Raw genomic sequence first — 18,904 nt, forward strand, 5'->3', positions numbered from 1 at the left:
AATCCTGCCGGCCGCAGCGGCTGATTTACCTTTGCGGCGCTCTCATCCAATCATCGATTTCGCCGATATTGCTCATGCCCGTTGTTGTTTTGCGCGATTTCCGGCCGGGCGACCAACCCGTTTTCCGGCAGCTCAACGAGGAGTGGATTTCGAAATACTTCACCCTCGAGCCCGCCGATTTGAAGGCGCTCGACCACCCCGAAGCATACATCCTGGCGTCGGGCGGTGCCATTCTGTTTGCGGAGCTGGCAGGAAACGTGGTGGGCACCTGCGCCCTGATTAAAATGGCCGACGGCCGCAGCTACGAGTTGGCCAAGATGGCCGTGGCGCCCGCCGCTCAGGGCCAGCAGATTGGTTTCCTGCTGGGCCAGGCCGCCATTCAGCGGGTGCGCGACCTTGGCGGCACCCGCGTGTACCTGGAAAGCAACGCGAAACTGGCGCCGGCCCTGGCGCTGTACCGCAAGCTCGGCTTCCGCGACCTGGCGCAGCCGCTGGCGTCGCCCTACGCCCGGGCCGATGTGCAAATGGAGCTGCTCCTCGCCTGATGCCGGCCCCTGCGTCTGCTACTTCACCCGTGGTTTCCCGCCTCGCGCCCACGCCCAGCGGCTACCTGCACCTCGGCAACGCCGTGAACTTTGTGCTGACCTGGCTGCTCACGCGGCAGGCCGGCGGCGTGCTGCACCTGCGCATCGACGACCTGGACCGCGCCCGCCTGCGCCCGGCCTATTTGGACAATATTTTCCGCGTTATCGACTGGCTAGGCATTGATTACGACCACGGCCCCAGTGGGCCCGACGACTTCCTGCGCCACCACTCGCAGCTCCTGCACCTGCCCGAGTACAACCGCGTGCTCCGCCGCCTGGCGCAGCAGCCGGGCTTGGTGCATGCCAGCCAGCGCACCCGCACCGGCGGCCCCGATGCGGCCGTGCCGCTCCATACGCCCGGCGCGGCGTGGCGGGTGCACGTGCCAACTGGCACCGAAATCTGCTTCCCTGACGCTTGGCAGGGCGAGACCATTGTCCCGCTCGGCGCGCTAATGCCAGATTTTGTCGTTCGCAAAAAGGACGGCGTAGCGGCCTACCAGGTGGCTTCGGTGGTGGATGACTTGCGCCTCGGCACCAACTTGATTGTGCGCGGGCTGGACTTGCAGCCTAGCACCGCCGCGCAGCTCTGGCTGGCGGAGCAGTTGGCGGAAACGGCCGGTTTCAATGTCTCGCGCGTGCAGTTTTACCACCACCCGCTGCTGACCAATGCGGCCGGCCAGAAGCTGTCTAAGTCGCAGCAATTGCCGCTGGATGCGGGGGTCCTAAGTGGTGGCAAAGGCCCAGAGATGGTTTTTGAGGCCATTACTGATTTATGGGGATTGCCGCATGGCAGTTCAAGCTCATTGGATGAGTTGATGTTCTGGCTGCCGGATGATTGGACTCACCTGCATCCTCGTGCTTAGTAGCTGAGCTTCTTATCGCACTTCTTTCTTGAACTCTTCGGCCCAGTGGTCAGCCAGGCGGGTGGGCTCCGGCAGCTTGTAGCCGCGCAGGCAGGCCAGCGTGAGGCGCGTAGCGGTGGCCTGGTCGCAGCGGTGGCCGGGGCTCACAAACAGCGGCAGCACCTTGTCTTTGCTGCGGACGACTTCCCCAATCAGTTCGCCCGATTTGGCATCGAGCAGCTCCGTGATGTTGCCACGCTCAAGGCCGGGCTCCTGAAAAGTGCCGGTCAGCTTCTGCTTGGCCACGCCGAAGGTGGGCATGTCGAGCAGCACGCCCAGGTGGGCGGCAATGCCCATCCGGCGCGGGTGCGCAATGCCGTGGCCGTCGACCATGATGACGTCGGGCTTGTTTTCGAGCTTGGCGAAGGTGTGAATGACGTTGGGCGCCTCGCGAAAGGAGAGGAAGCCCGGCACGTAGGGCATGTCGACCGGGCCGTAGTTGTACACCTTTTCCACCAACTCCAACGACGGAAATTTCAGCACCACGAACACCGACAGGATGGTGTCGGGGGTGGGGAAAGAGGAGTCGCAGCCGGCAATGAGGCGCGGCTCCCGGGCCAGCGGCTCGGCGCGCACGCGCTGGCGCATGTCGTGCTGCTGCTGGGTGAGGCTTTTGACGAGGACGGGGTCGGGCGGTGGGCCGGGTGGACGGTAATAGGCCATTTTTTGAGGTAGGAGTGAAGAATTAAAAGTTGGGGCTCGGTTTCGTATTCGCCTTGAAATCCGCAAATGGCGTATACGCGAGCTGTGCAGTTGGTGCCCAACTCTCAGCTTTTAACTTTTCATTTTTAATTCAACAAGCATGGCGCAGTCTGAACAGCCCGCCGCCACCGGCTCGGGCCCGTGGCTGGAGCGCCGCTACAGCATCGACGTGGCCCGGCCGCGCCTGTCGCCGGCCCAGCTCATGGCCCAGGTGCAGGCCGACGTGCCCCGATTTGCGCCCGAGCTGCTGGCCGATTTCAAGAAAAAAGGCGAGCCCGAGGCCGGCCTGCGGGTAGGTTCCGAATTCGAAATCAGCATCCTGGGCCCCTGGAATGGCTGCGTGCGCGTGACCGAAGTCAGCGCCACGCACTTTGAGTTCATCACCCTCGAAGGCCATCCCGAAGCCGGCCGCATTCGCTTCGAAACCCACTACCTGGACGAACGGCCCGACGTGCTGCGGTTTGAAATCCGCTCGCGGGCCCGCTCCCGCGACGGCCTTGTGGCGTTTGCCTACAACACCACGGGCATCGGCAAGCGCGTGCAGGAGGCCACCTGGGTCGAGTTTTGCCGTCGCGCCGCGGCCGCCAGCGGCGGCCAGGCCCTGGCCGACGTGGTGGTCGAAACCCTCACCCAAACCGAAGACGACCAGCCCAATGAGCACGAGCGCCACACCTAAGCCCGCTGCGGCTGGCCCGGCGCCCTGGGAACAGTACCGCGCCCGCCTCGAAGCCTACGCCAACGCCAAGGTCAATTACGACTTCTCGCGCCAAAGCGAGTACACCACCGAAACCGGCTGGCGCCTCGACGACTACGAAACCGACCTGCCCGCCGAAGCGCCCGGCCCACCGGAAGCCCACGGCTCCTTCGCCGCCGCGCAGGACGTGCTGCGCCGCTACGCTTTCCCGCCGCCCGACCTCATCACCGGCATCTTCCGCCCCGACGGGCCTTTGGAAAACCGCATCATGTTGCTGCGGGCGCAGTTTCTGTTCTTCAAGTTCTACTTCGGCGTGCGCGTGAGCGGCGTCACCGACGAGGAGCGCGCCGCGCCCAACGGCCCCGAGCGGGTGTGGGGCTACGGCTACCGCACCCTGGAAGGCCACTTCGAGCGCGGCCAGATTGACTTCACCATCCACAAAAACCTGACGTCGGGCGCGGTGCAGTTTCGCATCCACGCCGTGTCGCAGCCCGGCCGCATCCGTAACCCGTTCTATTGGGTGGGTTTCAAGCTGTTCGGGCGCGGGTTGCAGCGCAAGTTTGCCCGCGAGTCGTTGCGGCGAATGCAAGAACTGGTGGCCGCTGAGTTGGAAAAGGCGCCGGCCAGCCAAACCTTGCCCGCGCCGGCGAGTTCTATCGGCACATAAACACCGAACGTCATGCAGAGCGTCAGCAAAGCATCTCGCGTGCTCAAGTAATTCGATTGAAAGGATTACTACCCCACGCAAGATGCTTCGCTGACGCTCTGCATGACGTTCTGATTTTTTAACAATTTACCTGTCAACACCCTCACGAATGCTTCCTACGAAAGCCTACGCGGCCCCCGCCGCCAACATTCCTTTAGAACCCTTCAACTTCGAGCGCCGCGAGGTGGGCCCGCACGACGTGCTCATTGACATTCAGTTTTGTGGCGTGTGCCACTCCGACCTGCACCAGGTGCGCGACGAGTGGGGCGGCTCGATTTTCCCCATGGTGCCGGGCCACGAAATCGTGGGCCGCATCACGCAGGTGGGCGACCACGTGAAGAACTTCAAAGTGGGCGACCTGGCCGGCGTGGGCTGCATGGTCGATTCCTGCCGCACCTGCCCCAGCTGCCAGGAAGGCCTGGAGCAATACTGCGAACCCACCGGCATGGTGAGCACCTACAACGGCCGTGAAATCGGCACCGGCGCCCCCACCTACGGCGGCTACTCCTCGCAGATTGTAGTCGATGAGAAATACACCCTCAAAATATCGGAGAAGCTGGACCTGGCCCGCGTGGCGCCGCTGCTCTGCGCCGGCATCACCACCTACTCGCCCCTGCGCCAGTGGAACGTGCAGCCCGGCCACCGCGTGGCCGTGATGGGCCTGGGCGGCCTGGGCCACATGGCCGTGAAGCTGGCCGCCGCCATGGGCGCCGAAGTGACGGTGCTCAGCACCTCGCCCAACAAAGAAGCCGACGCCAAAGAGCTGGGTGCCCACAAGTTTGTGGTAACCAAGGACAAGGCCCAGCTGAAGTCGGTGAATAACTACTTCGACTTCATCATCAACACCGTGTCGGCCCCGCTCGACCTGGCCGCTTACCTGAACCTGCTGCGCCGCGACGGCACCATGATTCTGCTGGGCGTGCCGCCCGAAGCCCCGCAGGTACACGCTTTCAACCTCATTGCCAAGCGCCGCCGCATTGCCGGCTCGCTCATCGGCGGCATCGCCGAGACGCAGGAAATGCTGGACTTCTGCGCCGAGCACAACATCATGTCCGACATCGAGCTCATCAACATCAAAGACATCAACGAAGCCTACGAGCGCATGCTGAAGGGCGACGTGAAGTACCGCTTCGTGATTGACCTGGCCACGCTGGAAAACTAGGGTGGCTTAATCGAGGTAGAGACGCAATATGTTGCGTCTCGGCGCCCGCGCCGTTTGGAAATCGGTCAGGCATCATCGTTCAACGACGAGACGCAACATATTGCGTCTCTACCTCGGTTAATAAAAAAGAGGCTCCCGCTAGCAGCAAGAGCCTCTTTTTTATTGACAGCCAGCTAACGGCTACTGCTTGGTGAACACATACGGGTCCTGCTCCAGCCCGTCGTTCACGCGGATTTCTAAGGTCTTCACCTTCCCGTTTTCCACCGTGAACGGGGCCGGGAAAATGCCGTAGGCCGCGTGGTTGAACGTGCTGCGGAAAATGTCGCCGTCCAGGTAGTCCAGCGTGGTGGTGAGAGCGGGGTGGTGTGAGAAGCGCACGAGCAACTGCTTGCCCTTGGGCTCGACGGTAATGCTGCCGTAGACGGGGTGCGTGTAGGTGCCGGCGTAGTCTTTCAAGCTGCGGGCGGGCTTGTTTTTCTTGGCCACGCGGGCGGCCAGGTCGGCCACGTTCTTGGCGGTTTCGGCGTTGCCGGGCTTGGCGAAGCCGTAGAGCTGGCGGCTGCGGTCCACGTAGGGCACGCCCAGGTAGGCGTCGAGCAGCTGGTAGCGCAGGGCTTCGAAAAAGCTCTGGTTATCTTGGTTGGTGAGCACGGCGATGCCCAGGTTTTCTTCGGGCACGAAGCACACGTTGGTCACGAAGCCGTTGGCGCCGCCCGTGTGCCAGTAAATCTGGCGGGCGTTGTAATCGGCTGAGTACACGCCCAGGCCATAGGTGCGGAAGTGCATCGGGAAAACGGGCGACTTGCTGCTGCCCACCAGCGTGTTGCCCTCGCGGGTGCGGCGCAGGGTGGCCCAGGGCAGCACCCGCTGGCCGTTGTACTTGCCGCTGTCGAGCTGGAAGCGCAGCCAGTGGGCCAGGTCATTGGTGCAGGAAACCAGGCTGGCGGCCGGCCCGAAATTGTCGACCACGTCGTACGGCACCGGCGCGAGCGGGCCAAAGGCCGTGGTGTAGGGCCGGGCCACGTTGGGCCGCTGCTCGGCACCGGCCGAGAGGGGGTAGGTGTTCGTCATGCCGAGCGGCGTGAGCAGGCGCTGCTGCACAAAATCCTGCCAGGTGGTGCCGCCCGTGGCCACCGGAATGATTTCGCCGGCCGTCAGGAAGCCGTAGTTGCTGTAGCCGTAGGTTTGGCGAAACACGCCCGTGGGCTTCAGGAAGCGCACTTTTTGCAGGATTTCGGCCCGGCTCAGGTTGGAGTTCCAGAAGGTGAAATCGCCCTGAAAGGTCTTGGTGCCCATGCGGTGGCCCAGCACGTCGCGAATGGTGACGAGGCGCGTGCTCGCGGAGTCGTACAGCCGGAAATCGGGCAGGTACTGGCGCACCGGGTCGTCGAGCTTGAGCTTCTTTTCTTCCACCAGCTGCGAGATGGCCGTGCCGGTGAAGAGCTTGGAGTTCGACGCAATGAGAAACAGCGTGTTGCCGTCCACGGGCTCGGGCTTGCCCACCGCCCGCACGCCAAAGCCCTGCGAGGCCACCACCTGCCCGTCCTTCACCACCACCACGGCCAGGCCAGGGATGTTCCAGAGCTTGAGGCCGCGTTTCACGTAGCTGGCCAGGCTGTCGCGCACGAAGGCGTTGCCGGTGGCAGGCGCCTGGGCCTGGGCAGGTGAAGAAAAAACCGTCGCCGAAACCAGGGCGGCCAGAAAAAGAGAGGAGCGCATGAAAACAAGAAAGGTCAAAAAATAATCAGCTGGAACACCGCAGGGCGCTCCAGCCGATTCAAAGCTACGCTGCCAGTGGCTGCACCACTCGATGCGTCAGGCGAAGCAGTGGTTTTTTGCGGGCTTATTTGGTGAGCAACGGCGGGCTCGCCAAGGCATCGCGAACCTGGCCATTCACGGTGACATGGCGGGAGGTGATGCGGTAGCCGTCGCACTGGCTCCTGCCGGGCTCCGTCGTCAGGACAATGTTGTTGATGTCGTATTGGCGGTTGGCAGCCGGTATCACCAGCCGGTAGCTCTCAGACTGCGCATCGGGGCCGCTTTGCGGCACGCCGAATTGGGGCGGGTCCTGGCCGTTGGCGTACACAAACAGCACGGGGCGGTTGCCCTTGGTGGCCGCGGGCTGGCGCAGGGTGTCGATGGGCCGCTGAAAATCATTGGTAGCGTACCGCACAAGGTAAGCCGTGCGCCATTCGGCCTTCCGGAAGCCCACGCCGGGCGCGGGCAAGGTGTCGGTGCTTAACGCCAGTGGGAGAACGGCTGGCGCGGGGATGGCGAGCGGGCAGGTTGTCACTTGCTCGCAGGCCGTGAGCGCCGAGGCTATGGTCAGGCCCGCTAGGGCAAGGCGAATCGAAAAGGAAAACATCATGCAGAAGGGGCCGAGGAATGGAAAACGCCGTTGTCCTCACATGACCCGTTGCATGGGCACTGAGGTTGCGTCGGCGTACACGATGTGCTCGTCGCGGAAGGGCTCTTCGCCCCGAAATTTCTGGATGATGCGGGCCGTGGTGATGATGTCCTTCTGGCAGTACTTGGCGATGCGCGGCAGGTCGTTTTCTTCCCAATACACGCGGGCCACGTCGGCGCCGGTGATGTCGTCTTTGGGCGTGGGGATGCCGAAAATGGTGGCCAGCAGGTTGAGGGAGGTGTAGGACTTGCGGTCGCCGAACTTCCACAGTTCCATGGTGTCGTGGTGGGGCACTTCCCAGGGCTTTTTGCCGGCCAGGTCGAGCTGGGGCGGCAGGGGCAGGCCGTTCACCAGAATGCGGCGGCCCAGATAGGGAAAGTCGAACTCCTTGCCGTTGTGGGCGCAAAGGGTGTATTTGGGCCGGTGCGCCAGCAGGGCCGCGAAGTCGCGCAGCAGCTGCTTCTCATCGTGGTCGGCGAAGCTTTTCACGCGGAAGCGGGTAATTTCCTCCTGCTTGTCGTGCACGAAATAGCCCACCGAGATGCACACCACCTTCCCAAACTCGGCGTAGATGCCGGCCTGCTCAAACAGGCTGGCGGCGGTGAGGTGCTCGGGCAGCGGCTCGGGAGCCTGGGGGCGGCCGGTGTAGCCTTGCTGGCGGCGCAGGCTCTCGCTCTTGTGCTCCCAGAGGTGGCGCAGCATCTCGTCGAGGTTGTCGTGGCAGTCCACGCAGGGCACGGTTTCGATGTCGATGACAAAGAGTTGGTCGAGCGGGGTGCGGTGGAGGTGCTGCATGGCAGAAGAAGCGAAAGCGGTTATCGTAATCGAAGATACTGCGGCGGGCCTTTGTTCGACCAAGCCTAACGGGGCCAAAAGGCCCGCCGGGCGAGCGCAAAGACGAAGTGGCCGACAATTTTTTTCGGGGCGCTGTAATGAATCGGCGGTCCGGACGGTAAGCCCAACCAATCGAGCCAGCGCCGGAACCGTCCCGATTTATGATTTGGGGCGGCCCACATCGTGAGTTAAAGCGCGCCGCCCCCAGCCGCCCGGGACCTTTGAGCCATTATTTCACCCCGCCACAGTTTACGCCATGCCCCGTCGACTCCCGCCTGTTAAGCCGCTGTTACTTCTCTCGCCGCAGGCAACCTCGTGGGCCCGGCTGTCATCCTTGCTGTCGCACCTAGCTCCTTTCCCGTTGATGCAGCGCTACCTTCTTTTCTGCTTGCTGGCTTGTTCAGCACTGTTCTCCACGGCCCGGGCGCAGGCGCCGGCCGCGCCCACGGGCACCGGCTCCCTCACCGGTATTGTGCTCGATTCGCTCAAGAAAGAGCCCGTGCCCTACGCCACCGTGGTGCTGCTGCCGCCGGCACCCAACGACAAGCCTATCACCGGCGTGGCCGCCGACGACAACGGCCGCTTCTCGCTCACCAAGCTGGCGCCCGGGCCGGCCCGCCTGCGGGTGAGCTACGTGGGCTATGGCACCCAAACCAAGGACGTGACCATCACGGCCGGCGCGACGGACGCCGGCACGTTTCGGCTGCCGGTGGCGGGCACGGCGCTGGCCGAGGCCGTGGTCATTGGCACCAAGCCGGTGGTGGAAGTGCGGCCCGACCGCATTGTGTACAACGCCGACCAGGACGTGACCAACGCCGGCGGCACCGCCTCCGACGTGCTGCGCAAGGCCCCGCTGCTGGCCGTAGACGGCGACGGCAACGTGAAGATGCGCGGCTCCAGCAACTTCAAGGTGCTCATCAACAACAAGCCCTCGCCCACGCTGGCCAGCAACCTGGCCGAGGCCCTGAAAGGCATCCCGGCCGAGCAGATTCAGAGCGTGGAAATCATCACCACGCCGCCGGCCAAGTACGACGGCGAGGGCACGGCCGGCATCATCAACATTGTGTTGAAGAAGGGCTCGACGCAGAAGCTGAACGGCCGGGTGAGCGCCTCGGGCGGCAACCGCAACTCGAACGCCAACGCCTCGCTCAACTTCAAAACCAAGAAGCTGGGCTTCACCTCCTCGGCCGGCACGGGCGGCTGGTACGGGCCCAACGCCTACGACCGCACCCGCACCGACAAGCGCAACAGCTCGGTGCTGCAGCTCGACGGCGTGGGCAACTACGGCGGCCGCTGGAACTACGGCAGCCTGGGCCTCGACTACGACCTGAGCGAGAAGCAAAGTCTGTCGCTGGCGGCCTCCATAAACACCTACCGGGGCACCGATTTCAACAATGTGGTGAACCGCTACACCGCTTTCGACCCGGCCAGCAGCCAGCTGTATACCCGCAGCACCACCAACCGCTTCAGCGGCTTCAACGGCGAGCTGACGGGCACCTACACCAAAACCTTCGCCACGGCCCGCAAGGAGTGGAGCGTGCTGGGCCAGTACGCCAACAACAGCGGCACCTTCGGCTACGACTTCGACCAGTACGCCAACTCGGCCGTGAACCTCAAAACCAGCCAGGCCAGCTACCGCGAGCGCAGCCGGGGCCGCACGCCGGGCCACGAAATCACTTTCCAGACCGATTTGGTGCAGCCCTTCGGCGAGAAGCACACCCTCGAAACCGGCCTGAAAGCCATCTGGCGCCGCACCGGCTCGGTGGCCGACGTGGAAGGCAAGCAGTTGAGCGACGGCGACTTTGTGCTGCTGCCCGCCCGCGCCACCAATTTCGACTACGACCAGAACGTGCAGGCCGCCTACGCCACCTACACCGCCAAAGCCAACAAGAAGCTGAGCGTAAGCCTGGGCGGCCGGCTGGAGCGCACGTCGCTGGCGGCGCAGTTCCGCACCACCAATTCGGAGCTGCCCCTGCGCAGCTACCTCACGCTGCTGCCCAACGGCAACGCCCAATACGCCTTCAGCGACAACAACAGCCTGCGCCTGGCCTACAGCAAGCGCATCACCCGGCCCTACATCGACTACCTGAACCCGTTCGTGGACCGCTCCGAGCCGCAGAACATTTCCTACGGCAACCCCAACCTCGACCCCGAGCTGACCGATTCGTACGAGCTGAGCTTCAACACCAACGGCAAGGCCGGCTCGCTCAATATCTCGGGCTCTCTGCGCCGCACCGGCAACGCCATCGAGTCCATTCGGAAGACGGCCGCCGAGGCGGGCTTCACCGACGCGGCGCCCGGCACTACCGTGCGCACCTACGCCAACGTGGCGTCGAATTCCTTTTACCAGCTCAACTTCTACGGCACAGCCAAGCCGGTCGAGGGTTGGGACATCAGCGGCGGGCCCGATGTGCAGTACATCGTGCGCCGCAGCCCGGCGCTGGGCATCGAGCGGCGCGGCTTCACGGCCGGCCTCAACCTGAACACGTCCTACAAGCTGCCCAAGAAGTTTACGCTGCAGGGCTTTCTCTACAGCTCCCTGCCCTCGCCGGAGCTGCAGGGCCGGGGCGCGGCCAACCTCTACTACCAGATGGGGGTGAAAAAGACCTTTTTCAAAGACAAGGCCGACTTCGTCCTGAATCTGGCTTCGCCTTTCAATAACTCCTGGCGCTACCGCTCCACCACCGACACGCCCGATTTCAGCGAAGTATCCAACAACTACGGCTACATGCGCGGCTTCCGCGTCAGCTTGGCCTACCGCTTCGGCACCGAGCAGCAGGGCAAGCAGCGCAAGTCCATCTCGAACGACGACGTGAAAGGCGGCGGCGGCAAGCAGGGCGGGCAGTAGACGAGAGGGCGAATTCCTGCTGATTCAGAACGTCATGCTGAGCGCAGCCGAAGCATCTCTGCCGCAGAAGTAATTATTTACTCTTGCGGCAGAGATGCTTCGGCTGCGCTCAGCATGACGTTTTTTTATCGTTTTAGTCAGCCACGCCAAGGCAACCCAACGGCCCGAAAGCGCATCACCCTGGTACGCAAGCTAGAATAGGCTGTCATGCCTTGTCGATTCATTGGCAAACAGTACCTTGCGCCATCTCTAACCCTGCAAAAAAGTATGTCCCTCACCATTACCAACCTTTCCAAAACCTACGCCAACGGGGTGCAAGCCCTGAAAAACGTCAGCCTCGACATCCCCACCGGTATGTTTGGCCTGCTGGGTCCCAACGGCGCGGGCAAAAGCAGCCTGATGCGCACCATTGCCACCCTGCAGGACGCCGACACCGGTTCCATCATGCTCGACGAGCTGGACGTGCTTAAGGACAAGGACGGCGTGCGCCGCATTCTGGGCTACCTGCCACAGGAGTTTGGCGTGTACCCGCGTGTGACGGCCGAGGAGCTGCTCGACCACCTGGCCGTGCTCAAGGGCATCGGCAACAGCAAGGAGCGTAAGGAAATCGTGGAAGCCCTGCTCCAGCAAACCAACCTCTGGAACGCCCGCAAGAAAAACCTGGGCGGCTACTCCGGCGGCATGAAGCAGCGCTTCGGCATTGCGCAGGCCCTGCTCGGCAACCCCAAGCTCATCATCGTGGACGAACCCACCGCCGGCCTCGACCCGGCCGAGCGCAACCGCTTCCACAACCTGCTGAGCGAGATTGGCGAGCACATCATCATCATCCTGAGCACGCACATCGTGAGCGACGTCACCGATTTGTGCCGCAACATGGCCATCATCAGCCAAGGTCAGGTGCGCCTCACCGGCGACCCGCTCTCGGTGATGGAGCAGCTGCGCGGCCGCGTGTGGCGCAAGCTGGTGAGCAAGGACGAGGTGGCCGCCGTGCAGGCCACGCACCACGTCATCAGCTCACGCCTGTTCGCGGGCAAAACCATCGTGCACGTGCTCAGCGACGAACGCCCCGACGCGGGCTTTGAGGAAGTGAACCCGGATTTGGAAGACGTGTACTTCGCGCAAATCAGCGAACGGCCCGCGGCCGTGGCAGTTTAGGCGGCCAATTGGCCCGACCGCAACGCCTGCGCGAATACCATTCTCACCTTCCTCATCTGCAAGTATGTTTTTACCGATATTCCTCTTCGAACTCAAATACCGCCTGCGCCGACCGGCTACCTGGATTTACTTCGGCGTGCTGCTGGTGATGGCCGCGCTGCTGTCGGCCGCGGCGGGCGGCATCTTCGGCTCGGGTGCCAACGTGAGCCTGGGCGGCGACGGCGGCCGCGTGCACGTCAACTCGCCGCACTCCATCGCCGGCACCATCACCATCCTGAGCTTGTTCGGCGTCATCATCACCTCGGCCCTCATGGGCAACCCGGTGTACCGGGATTTTGAGCACCGCACGTTCTCGCTGTTTTACACCAAGCCCATCAGCAAGCTGGGCTACCTGGGCGGGCGCTTCCTGGGCTCGTTCGTGATTTGCCTGTTGGTATTCAGTGGCTTGGCGCTGGGATTGTTTGTCGGCGGGCTGCTGCCGGGCGTGGAGGCCGATAAGTTCGGTCCCTACCACCTGAGCTACTACCTGTGGCCTTATGTGGTGTATGTCATTCCCAATCTGCTGTTCACCGGGGCGGTGTTTTTCACGCTGGCTACGCTCACGCGCAACATCCTGAGCACCTACATCGGCTCGGTGCTGCTGCTGGTGGCCTACCTGATTGCGCAGTCCTTCATCCGCGACCTCGACAACGTAAACCTCGCCGCCGCCCTCGACACCTTCGGCTCGACGGCCAGCTACTACACCACCCGCTACTGGACGGCGGCCGAGAAAAATACCCTGCTCGTGCCATTCAGCCGCTACCTCGTGCTGAACCGCGTGCTGTGGGTGGGCGCGGCCCTGGCGCTGCTGGGGCTGTGCTACGCGCGCTTCCAGTTCTCCGCCTTCGCTTCGGACAAGGCACCTTCGAAGAAAGCCCGCGCCGCTGCGCAGGCCGATGCGCTGCCGGCCGCGGCCATGGGCGGGCGGCTGGTGCTGCCGCGCGTGGCGCAGCTTTTCACCCGCGGCATGAATTTGCGCCAATACTGGAGCCTCACCAAGCTGGAGTTTCGCGGCATCGTGCGCAGCGTGTACTTCGCGGCCATCGTGGGGGCAGGCGTCATTTTCATCCTGGCCATCGGCTGGCAGGTGGGTAAGATGTACGACACCAGCACCTACCCCGTGACGGCCGAAATGGTGGAGGTCTTGAGCGGCAACTTCAGCCTGTTCATCCTCATCATCATCACCTACTACGCGGGCGAGCTGGTGTGGCGCGAGCGCGACGCCGGCGTGGCCCAGATTACCGACGCCCTGCCGGTGCCCAACTGGGTGCCGTTTCTGAGCAAGCTATCGGCGCTGGGGCTGGTGCAGGTGGTGCTGCTGGCTGTGGTGATGGCCTGCGGCCTGCTGCTCCAAACCCTGAAAGGCTACTTCCACTACGAGCCCGGCCTGTACCTCGAAAGCCTGTTCGGCTTCAAGCTGATTGATTTCCTGCTGCTGTGCGTGCTGGCCATGCTGGTGCAGGTGATTGTGAATAACAAGTACCTGGGCCACTTCGTGATGCTGGTGTACTACCTGGCCACGCTGTTTCAAAGCCAGCTTGGCATCAACCACCACCTGCTCGACTACGCCGGCAACCCCGGCACGCCCTATTCTGACATGAACGGCTACGGTCATTTCGTGACGAGCTTCAGCTGGTTCAAGCTGTACTGGGCGGCTGGGGCGCTGCTGCTGGCGCTGGCGGCCAACATCTTCTGGGTGCGCGGCACCGATGCGGCCTTCGTGCGCCGCCGGGCCGAGGCCAGCCACCGCTGGGGCCGCCCCGCCTGGACGGCCCTGGCCCTGGGCCTGCTGGTGATGCTGGGCGCCGGCGGCTTCATCTTCTACAACACCAACGTCGAAAACGTGTACCGCACGCCCAAGGAGGTGGAAAAGCTGCAGCTGGGCTACGAGCAGAAATACCGCCGCTACAAAGACTTGCCCCAGCCCCGCCTCGTGGCCGTGAACCTGAAAACCGACCTCTACCCCGCCACCCGGCAGGTGCACATCGACGGCCACTTCTGGCTGAAAAACCGCCACGCCCGCGCCCTCGACACCGTCATCATTCAGGTGCCGCAGGAAGCGCGCGTGCGCCAACTCACGCTGGGCCGCCCCGCCGCTACGCTCGCCCTCAACGACAGCGCCGTGAACCTGCGCTTATACCGCTTGGCCCGCCCCCTGGCCCCCGGCGACTCGCTGGAAATGACGGCCGTGCTCGATTTCGGTGAAACCGGCTTCCCCAACTCCGGCTCCAATACCGACATCGTGCAGAACGGCATCTTCATGAACAGCGCCACCTACCTGCCCGGCATCGGCTACAACGAGCAGGGCGAGCTGGGCGACGACGACGTGCGCAAGCGCAACGGCCTCAAGCCCAAAGACCGCCTGGCCCCCGCCACCGACCTCAAAGCCCGCCAGAACTCCGGTCTGAGCCAGGACGCCGACTGGATTCGCTTCGAAACCGTGGTCAGCACCAGCGCCGACCAGCTGGCCGTGGCTCCCGGCCGCCTGCTCAAGGACTGGACTCAGGGCAACCGCCGCTACTTCCACTACAAGATGGAACAGCCCATGCTCAACTTCTACACCTTCCTCTCGGCCCGCTACAAGGTGTATAAGGATGCCTGGCAGGACTCGGCCGGCCGCCGCGCGGTGCCCATCGAAATCTACTACCAGCCCGGCCACGAGTACAACCTCAAGCGCATGGCCCAGGCCGTGAAAGAGTCGTTTGCCTACTACACCAAGCATTTCGGCCCCTACCAGCACCCGCAGGTGCGCATCCTGGAGTTTCCGAAGTACGCCAGCTTCGCCCAGAGCTTTGCCGGCACCATTCCCTTCTCCGAAAGCATCGGCTTCATCGCCAAAGTGGACCCCAACGACCCCGAGGACGTGGACTACCCCTTCTACGTGACGGCCCATGAGGTGGCGCACCAGTGGTGGGGCCACCAGATAGTGGGCGGCAACGTGCAGGGCGAAACCATGCTCGTCGAAACCATGGCCCAATACTCGGCCCTGATGGTGATGAAGCACCACTACGGACCCTACACCATGGGCAAATTCCTGGACTACGAGCTGAACAGCTACCTCTCCGGCCGGGCTTTCGAGCGCAAGAAAGAAGTGCCGCTGGCCAAGGTGGAAGGCCAGGGCTACATCCACTACCGCAAGGGGTCGGTGGTGATGTACGCCCTGCAGGACTACATCGGCGAGGACCAAGTGAACGCCGCGCTGCACAGCTTCCTGGAGCAGCACAAGTACGAAACGGCACCCTACACCACCGCCCCGCAGCTAGTGGCCGAATTCCGCAAAGTGACGCCCGACTCGCTCCAGAACATGGTCACGGACCTGTTCGACCGCATTACGCTCTACGAAAACCGCCTTACCGATGCCTCGGTGAAGAAGCTGCCCAACGGCCAGTTCCAGGTGAGAATGACCGTGCAGAGCAAGAAACTGGTGGCCGACAGCCTCGGCACCGAACGCCCCGGCCCCGAAAACGACTACCTGCCCGTGGCCATCTTCCCCGCCCAAGGCAACGACCAGAAGCCCGTGCCCCCGTTACTGCTCACCAAGCGCCGCTTCCACGCCGGCACCAACAAACTAGAGTTTGTGGTGGCCAAAGAACCCGCTAAAGTGGCCGTCGACCCCTACCACGAATTTGTCGACCGCGTGGTACAAGACAATACCAAGGATGTGGCGCTGTAAGCCTGGTCCGTTCAGAAAAGCAAAAAGCCCCGGCCGTCAGGCCGGGGCTTTCTGTTTGCTGTAGAAACGGTGCCGAACTACTTCACGCGAACCTGCTTGAGGTCGCGGTTAATCTGTTTGCGGGCGGTTTTGAGGTACTTTTTGAGCTGCTGCTTGCGCGACACCACAATCACCTTGGCATCGGACAGGTTCACCGTCGACTCTTCGGCCGAGGCGTTGAGGGTCATTTTTTCGTCGGCGTAGCCGGCGTACGTCACCACGGCCTGTAGCGCGCCAGCGGTGGCAGGAACGGTAAACTCAAACTCGCCGTCGGCATTGGTCACGGCCATCTGCTTGCTGGCGGTCAGGATAACCACGGCGCCGGGCAGGGGCCCGGCCGGGTTCGTGATTTTGCCCGACAGCACTACTTTCTCCGAAGCCGCCGCCGTGCCGGTGGTGGGGTCGTTGCTATCCGTTTTGGCCGAGGCCAGTTCCGTGTTGCTGGCATAAGTCTGGGCTTGGGTGCGGTGGGAGACAAGGCCTGCGGCAAACGTCAGCAAAGAGGCGAGAAGGAAAAAGGAGGGGCGCATGGTGTACTTGAAAAAGCGACAGTGGGTGGCTGCCAATGTTGAACGATACAAATGTAGACTTGCACAGAGGCGGGGACGACTCAGCTTCGTCCAACGGTGGGAATTTGCCGGTGAGCGTCAGATTTATCGGAGCAGATGATAATTAGCCACAGATATGGATGGTCCTATAATGAAAAACCCCATCCTAAAAGGACGGGGCTCCCATTTTTGGACAGTTGCTTGCAGAGCAGAGGTGAGTAGCAGGCAATCCCCGTATCAACCTAGGGGATAAAGCAATTTTTAACGTTTGGCAGCAGCCTTCACGTGCAGCAAATACAACGAGCCCATGGCCTGAACTGGGGTCAGTGTCATGACTTCTTCCTGCAGTCCGCCGTAGCCGCACGCCAGTTTTACCACCTTGGCATCACTGGGCACGCGCAGTTCAAATTCTCCTTCGGCATTGGTTACGGCGATGGTTTTGCTGCCCTGCAACCACACGGTGGCTCCTGGCAACACGCCCTGCTCGCCCTGAATGACGCCGTGAATGAGTTTGTAGGTAGGCTTGGCTGCGGGTTTTTCGTCTTCCGGGTCGGCAATAGAAAATGATTCCGCATTCTTGGCTACGGGCGTGTAAGCCAACTGGGCGTTGCCCGGCGCGGCCCCAAGCAGGCTGATTGCGAAAAAAACTGCAAAAGCGAAGCGGGAGTAGAAGTTGCGTTGCATTAATACAAGTATTAATTGTGTAATGCAAATGTACTACTATTTCAAGTAATCCTGCAAATGATTTTCATCATATTCCTTAAAAATTTCTCTGATAAAGCCAAGTCTGTATAGGTATTACCGCGGTTTCAGGCTATGATTTCTGGTTCAAAAGCTGCAGAATGCGTGTGAATTGGAGCCAAAAAAAAGGCGCAGCCTCCCTATGGAAGGCCGCGCCAACTGTGTTAATCGAAGAAATGGGAATGGGCGGCCGTTAGGCCGGCTGTCGTGCTGCGGTATCAGCGGTGGCTGTTTCGGAGCGGCCCATCCAGCCCATGGTGCAGCGGGCCCGCATTTCCTGGCGGAATTTTTCGCGGGCGTCGGGGCTGAGGTGCTCCATGCGGCCGGCCATGCGCTGCCTCCAGGCGCGGCGCTTGGCGGCCCAGCCGCCGGGCCGCCCGCCCCGGAACCCAAACAGAATACGGCTCAGCACGAGCAAGCCGAGGGTTTGGGCCAGCGAGATGACCGGCAGGTGAAACAGCGACGGCATCAGCCAGTTCCACAGCGCCTGCGTGGCCAGCGTGACGACGGCCACAAACAGTGCTGCGAAGAAAAAGAAACGAAGGCCGCGGAGCAGCCAGAATTTACGGTCCATGATATTGTAGTGGTTAGTTGCGGGTTGTCAGTTGTTAGTCACCGGTGTTGAGAAAGGCATTAGGCCTAACAACTGACAACCAGCAACTGACAACTTAAAAACTAATCGGTGAATAATTCGGTGTAGAGGGTTTGCAGGCGCTTGCGCAGGTGCAGCACGGCGTAGTGCTTGCGCGAAATGAGCGTTTTGAGCGGCACGCCGGTTTCTTCTTCCATTTCGCGGAAGGTTTTGTCTTCCAGTTCGTGCCACACAAACACCTCGCGCTGGGCGGCCGGCAGTTCGGCCAGCGCGTCGCTGAGGGCGTCCATCAGCGTTTCGCGCAGCAGGCGGTTTTCGGGCGAGTCGTCGGCGGCCGGCAGCAGGTCGGCCAGCAGCAGGCCTTCGCCGTCGTCGTTGGCCTCGGCCGCACCGAAGGCTTCTTCGAGGCTCACCGGCCGCTTGCGGCGGTAAAGGTCGGTGATGCGGTTGCGGGCCACCCGAAAGAGCCAGGCCGCTGCCTGCTCCACGGGCTTCAGCAGCCGGTAGCTTTCCACGAGCTCGGCGAAGACGTCCTGCAGGAGGTCTTCGGCCTCGGCTTCGTCGGGGATGCGACGGCGGATGAACTGCAAGAGCCGCGGGCGCTGCTGGCGCACGGCGTCAGCAATCTGGCGGTCTTGCTGGGCAGCCGTCATCGGAACAAGGGGGGAGGGGAGCGAAAGTGCCATGGTTTTCATTCTGAACAAGCAGACGCCGGCTCCCCGAAATTACTTTAAGTTTTTTCATGCCCGGATTTCCCAGCCCGTCATGCAGCGCGCAGCGAAGCATGGCGGGCTCATCGGAATGTATAGCCTGCAAAAACACCCCCTGATTTTTCGTTTTTCAGGGTACCTTTGCCGGCCGGCCGGCTGCACTGCCTTTTCGCCGCTACTTGTGAGTATGGACCCAACCGTTTCCCAGACCATCCCCGAAGTCATTCGGACCGTTCCGCTGCAGTACTACGTGTTTTTTGCCTCGGCCTTGTTTGCCATCGGCGTCACGGGGGTGCTGGTGCGGCGCAACGCCATCATCATTTTTATGTGTGTTGAGCTAATGCTTAACGCCGTGAACATCCTGCTGACGGCTTTCTCGGCCTACCGCGCCGACCCCAACGGGCAGATTTTCGTGTTCTTCATCATGGCCGTGGCCGCCGCCGAGGTTTCGGTGGGCCTGGGCATCATCGTCATGATTTATCGCAACTTCCAGACCACCGATGTCAACCTGCTGAGTAGGCTGAAGTGGTAACATCCCTGTCATCCTGAGCACAGCGAAGGACCTTAT

General features: G+C 62.3%; 17 protein-coding genes. 9 read left to right on the forward strand and 8 right to left on the reverse strand.

Going from position 1 to position 18,904, the window contains the following annotated elements:
- The first annotated feature begins 74 nt into the window (after positions 1-74).
- Both JAO73_RS18370 and JAO73_RS18375 read left to right on the forward strand, forming a co-directional pair.
- Positions 75-545 (forward strand): GNAT family N-acetyltransferase, encoded by a 471-nt coding sequence (locus JAO73_RS18370; RefSeq protein ID WP_198978637.1) that lies wholly within the window; start codon positions 75-77, stop codon positions 543-545.
- 29 nt (positions 546-574) lie between these two features.
- A complete protein-coding gene (locus JAO73_RS18375; protein ID WP_317191245.1) occupies positions 575-1,447 on the forward strand; it encodes a glutamate--tRNA ligase family protein in 873 nt (290 codons plus the stop codon).
- A gap of 12 nt (positions 1,448-1,459) precedes the next feature.
- Here JAO73_RS18375 and nfi read toward each other — a convergent pair whose 3' ends face one another.
- On the reverse strand, positions 1,460-2,149 hold the full coding sequence (gene nfi / locus JAO73_RS18380; RefSeq protein ID WP_198978639.1) for a deoxyribonuclease V: 690 nt from the start codon (positions 2,147-2,149) through the stop codon (positions 1,460-1,462).
- 139 nt (positions 2,150-2,288) lie between these two features.
- On the opposite strand from nfi, the gene JAO73_RS18385 reads away from it, so the two are divergent.
- From JAO73_RS18385 to JAO73_RS18395, 3 genes are all read left to right on the forward strand, one after another.
- Positions 2,289-2,864: a DUF1990 family protein gene (locus JAO73_RS18385; protein ID WP_198978640.1), complete on the forward strand. Its 576-nt coding sequence runs from the start codon at positions 2,289-2,291 to the stop codon at positions 2,862-2,864.
- The gene (locus JAO73_RS18390; RefSeq protein ID WP_198978641.1) at positions 2,842-3,549 is read left to right on the forward strand and encodes a DUF1990 domain-containing protein; all 708 of its coding nucleotides are present in this window, start codon (positions 2,842-2,844) and stop codon (positions 3,547-3,549) included. The genes JAO73_RS18385 and JAO73_RS18390 overlap by 23 nt, the downstream gene beginning before the upstream one ends.
- A gap of 148 nt (positions 3,550-3,697) precedes the next feature.
- A complete protein-coding gene (locus JAO73_RS18395; protein ID WP_198978642.1) occupies positions 3,698-4,750 on the forward strand; it encodes an NAD(P)-dependent alcohol dehydrogenase in 1,053 nt (350 codons plus the stop codon).
- 180 nt (positions 4,751-4,930) lie between these two features.
- Here the strand turns inward: JAO73_RS18395 and JAO73_RS18400 are convergent, their stop codons facing one another.
- The 3 genes from JAO73_RS18400 to JAO73_RS18410 form a co-directional block, all read right to left on the reverse strand.
- Positions 4,931-6,469 (reverse strand): serine hydrolase, encoded by a 1,539-nt coding sequence (locus tag JAO73_RS18400; protein WP_198978643.1) that lies wholly within the window; start codon positions 6,467-6,469, stop codon positions 4,931-4,933.
- Between the two features lie 124 nt (positions 6,470-6,593).
- Positions 6,594-7,118 carry a hypothetical protein gene (locus JAO73_RS18405; protein ID WP_198978644.1) on the reverse strand — a complete coding sequence of 175 codons (525 nt, stop codon included), beginning with the start codon at positions 7,116-7,118 and terminating at the stop codon, positions 6,594-6,596.
- A 36-nt stretch (positions 7,119-7,154) separates the two neighbouring features.
- Positions 7,155-7,952, reverse strand: a complete 798-nt coding sequence (locus JAO73_RS18410; RefSeq protein ID WP_198978646.1) for a 3'-5' exonuclease — start codon at positions 7,950-7,952, stop codon at positions 7,155-7,157.
- A 427-nt stretch (positions 7,953-8,379) separates the two neighbouring features.
- On the opposite strand from JAO73_RS18410, the gene JAO73_RS18415 reads away from it, so the two are divergent.
- The 3 genes from JAO73_RS18415 to JAO73_RS18425 all read left to right on the forward strand — a co-directional run bounded on the left by JAO73_RS18415 (position 8,380) and on the right by JAO73_RS18425 (position 15,706).
- Positions 8,380-10,839, forward strand: a complete 2,460-nt coding sequence (locus tag JAO73_RS18415; RefSeq protein WP_198978647.1) for a TonB-dependent receptor — start codon at positions 8,380-8,382, stop codon at positions 10,837-10,839.
- 267 nt (positions 10,840-11,106) lie between these two features.
- Positions 11,107-11,994, forward strand: coding sequence for an ABC transporter ATP-binding protein (locus JAO73_RS18420; RefSeq protein WP_198978649.1), 888 nt, complete (start codon positions 11,107-11,109; stop codon positions 11,992-11,994).
- A 64-nt stretch (positions 11,995-12,058) separates the two neighbouring features.
- Positions 12,059-15,706: an ABC transporter permease/M1 family aminopeptidase gene (locus JAO73_RS18425; protein WP_198978651.1), complete on the forward strand. Its 3,648-nt coding sequence runs from the start codon at positions 12,059-12,061 to the stop codon at positions 15,704-15,706.
- Positions 15,707-15,783: 77 nt separating this feature from the next.
- Here the strand turns inward: JAO73_RS18425 and JAO73_RS18430 are convergent, their stop codons facing one another.
- From JAO73_RS18430 to JAO73_RS18445, 4 genes are all read right to left on the reverse strand, one after another.
- Positions 15,784-16,275 carry a carboxypeptidase-like regulatory domain-containing protein gene (locus tag JAO73_RS18430; RefSeq protein ID WP_198978655.1) on the reverse strand — a complete coding sequence of 164 codons (492 nt, stop codon included), beginning with the start codon at positions 16,273-16,275 and terminating at the stop codon, positions 15,784-15,786.
- A gap of 279 nt (positions 16,276-16,554) precedes the next feature.
- Positions 16,555-16,977: a peptidase associated/transthyretin-like domain-containing protein gene (locus JAO73_RS18435; protein WP_198978656.1), complete on the reverse strand. Its 423-nt coding sequence runs from the start codon at positions 16,975-16,977 to the stop codon at positions 16,555-16,557.
- Positions 16,978-17,227: 250 nt separating this feature from the next.
- Positions 17,228-17,608, reverse strand: a complete 381-nt coding sequence (locus JAO73_RS18440) for a hypothetical protein (protein WP_198978657.1) — start codon at positions 17,606-17,608, stop codon at positions 17,228-17,230.
- A gap of 101 nt (positions 17,609-17,709) precedes the next feature.
- On the reverse strand, positions 17,710-18,312 hold the full coding sequence (locus JAO73_RS18445) for an RNA polymerase sigma factor (protein WP_198978659.1): 603 nt from the start codon (positions 18,310-18,312) through the stop codon (positions 17,710-17,712).
- A gap of 211 nt (positions 18,313-18,523) precedes the next feature.
- On the opposite strand from JAO73_RS18445, the gene nuoK reads away from it, so the two are divergent.
- Complete coding sequence (gene nuoK / locus JAO73_RS18450) at positions 18,524-18,868, forward strand: NADH-quinone oxidoreductase subunit NuoK (RefSeq protein ID WP_190922755.1); 345 nt, start codon at positions 18,524-18,526, stop codon at positions 18,866-18,868.
- Positions 18,869-18,904: the final 36 nt, after the last annotated feature.

The organism is Hymenobacter miniatus, from assembly GCF_016427455.1.
Classification (GTDB): Bacteria; Bacteroidota; Bacteroidia; order Cytophagales; family Hymenobacteraceae; genus Hymenobacter; species Hymenobacter armeniacus.

Bases quoted from the DNA above. Each gene is read 5' to 3' on its own strand.
- nuoK (WP_190922755.1), top strand. From the start codon at position 18,524: ATGGACCCAACCGTTTCCCAGACCATCCCCGAAGTCATTCGGACCGTT.
- JAO73_RS18390 (WP_198978641.1), top strand. From the start codon at position 2,842: ATGAGCACGAGCGCCACACCTAAGCCCGCTGCGGCTGGCCCGGCGCCC.
- JAO73_RS18405 (WP_198978644.1), bottom strand. From the start codon at position 7,118: ATGATGTTTTCCTTTTCGATTCGCCTTGCCCTAGCGGGCCTGACCATA.
- JAO73_RS18400 (WP_198978643.1), bottom strand. From the start codon at position 6,469: ATGCGCTCCTCTCTTTTTCTGGCCGCCCTGGTTTCGGCGACGGTTTTT.
- JAO73_RS18435 (WP_198978656.1), bottom strand. From the start codon at position 16,977: ATGCAACGCAACTTCTACTCCCGCTTCGCTTTTGCAGTTTTTTTCGCA.
- JAO73_RS18425 (WP_198978651.1), top strand. From the start codon at position 12,059: ATGTTTTTACCGATATTCCTCTTCGAACTCAAATACCGCCTGCGCCGA.
- JAO73_RS18395 (WP_198978642.1), top strand. From the start codon at position 3,698: ATGCTTCCTACGAAAGCCTACGCGGCCCCCGCCGCCAACATTCCTTTA.
- JAO73_RS18420 (WP_198978649.1), top strand. From the start codon at position 11,107: ATGTCCCTCACCATTACCAACCTTTCCAAAACCTACGCCAACGGGGTG.
- JAO73_RS18410 (WP_198978646.1), bottom strand. From the start codon at position 7,952: ATGCAGCACCTCCACCGCACCCCGCTCGACCAACTCTTTGTCATCGAC.
- nfi (WP_198978639.1), bottom strand. From the start codon at position 2,149: ATGGCCTATTACCGTCCACCCGGCCCACCGCCCGACCCCGTCCTCGTC.
- JAO73_RS18385 (WP_198978640.1), top strand. From the start codon at position 2,289: ATGGCGCAGTCTGAACAGCCCGCCGCCACCGGCTCGGGCCCGTGGCTG.
- JAO73_RS18445 (WP_198978659.1), bottom strand. From the start codon at position 18,312: ATGGCACTTTCGCTCCCCTCCCCCCTTGTTCCGATGACGGCTGCCCAG.
- JAO73_RS18370 (WP_198978637.1), top strand. From the start codon at position 75: ATGCCCGTTGTTGTTTTGCGCGATTTCCGGCCGGGCGACCAACCCGTT.
- JAO73_RS18430 (WP_198978655.1), bottom strand. From the start codon at position 16,275: ATGCGCCCCTCCTTTTTCCTTCTCGCCTCTTTGCTGACGTTTGCCGCA.
- JAO73_RS18440 (WP_198978657.1), bottom strand. From the start codon at position 17,608: ATGGACCGTAAATTCTGGCTGCTCCGCGGCCTTCGTTTCTTTTTCTTC.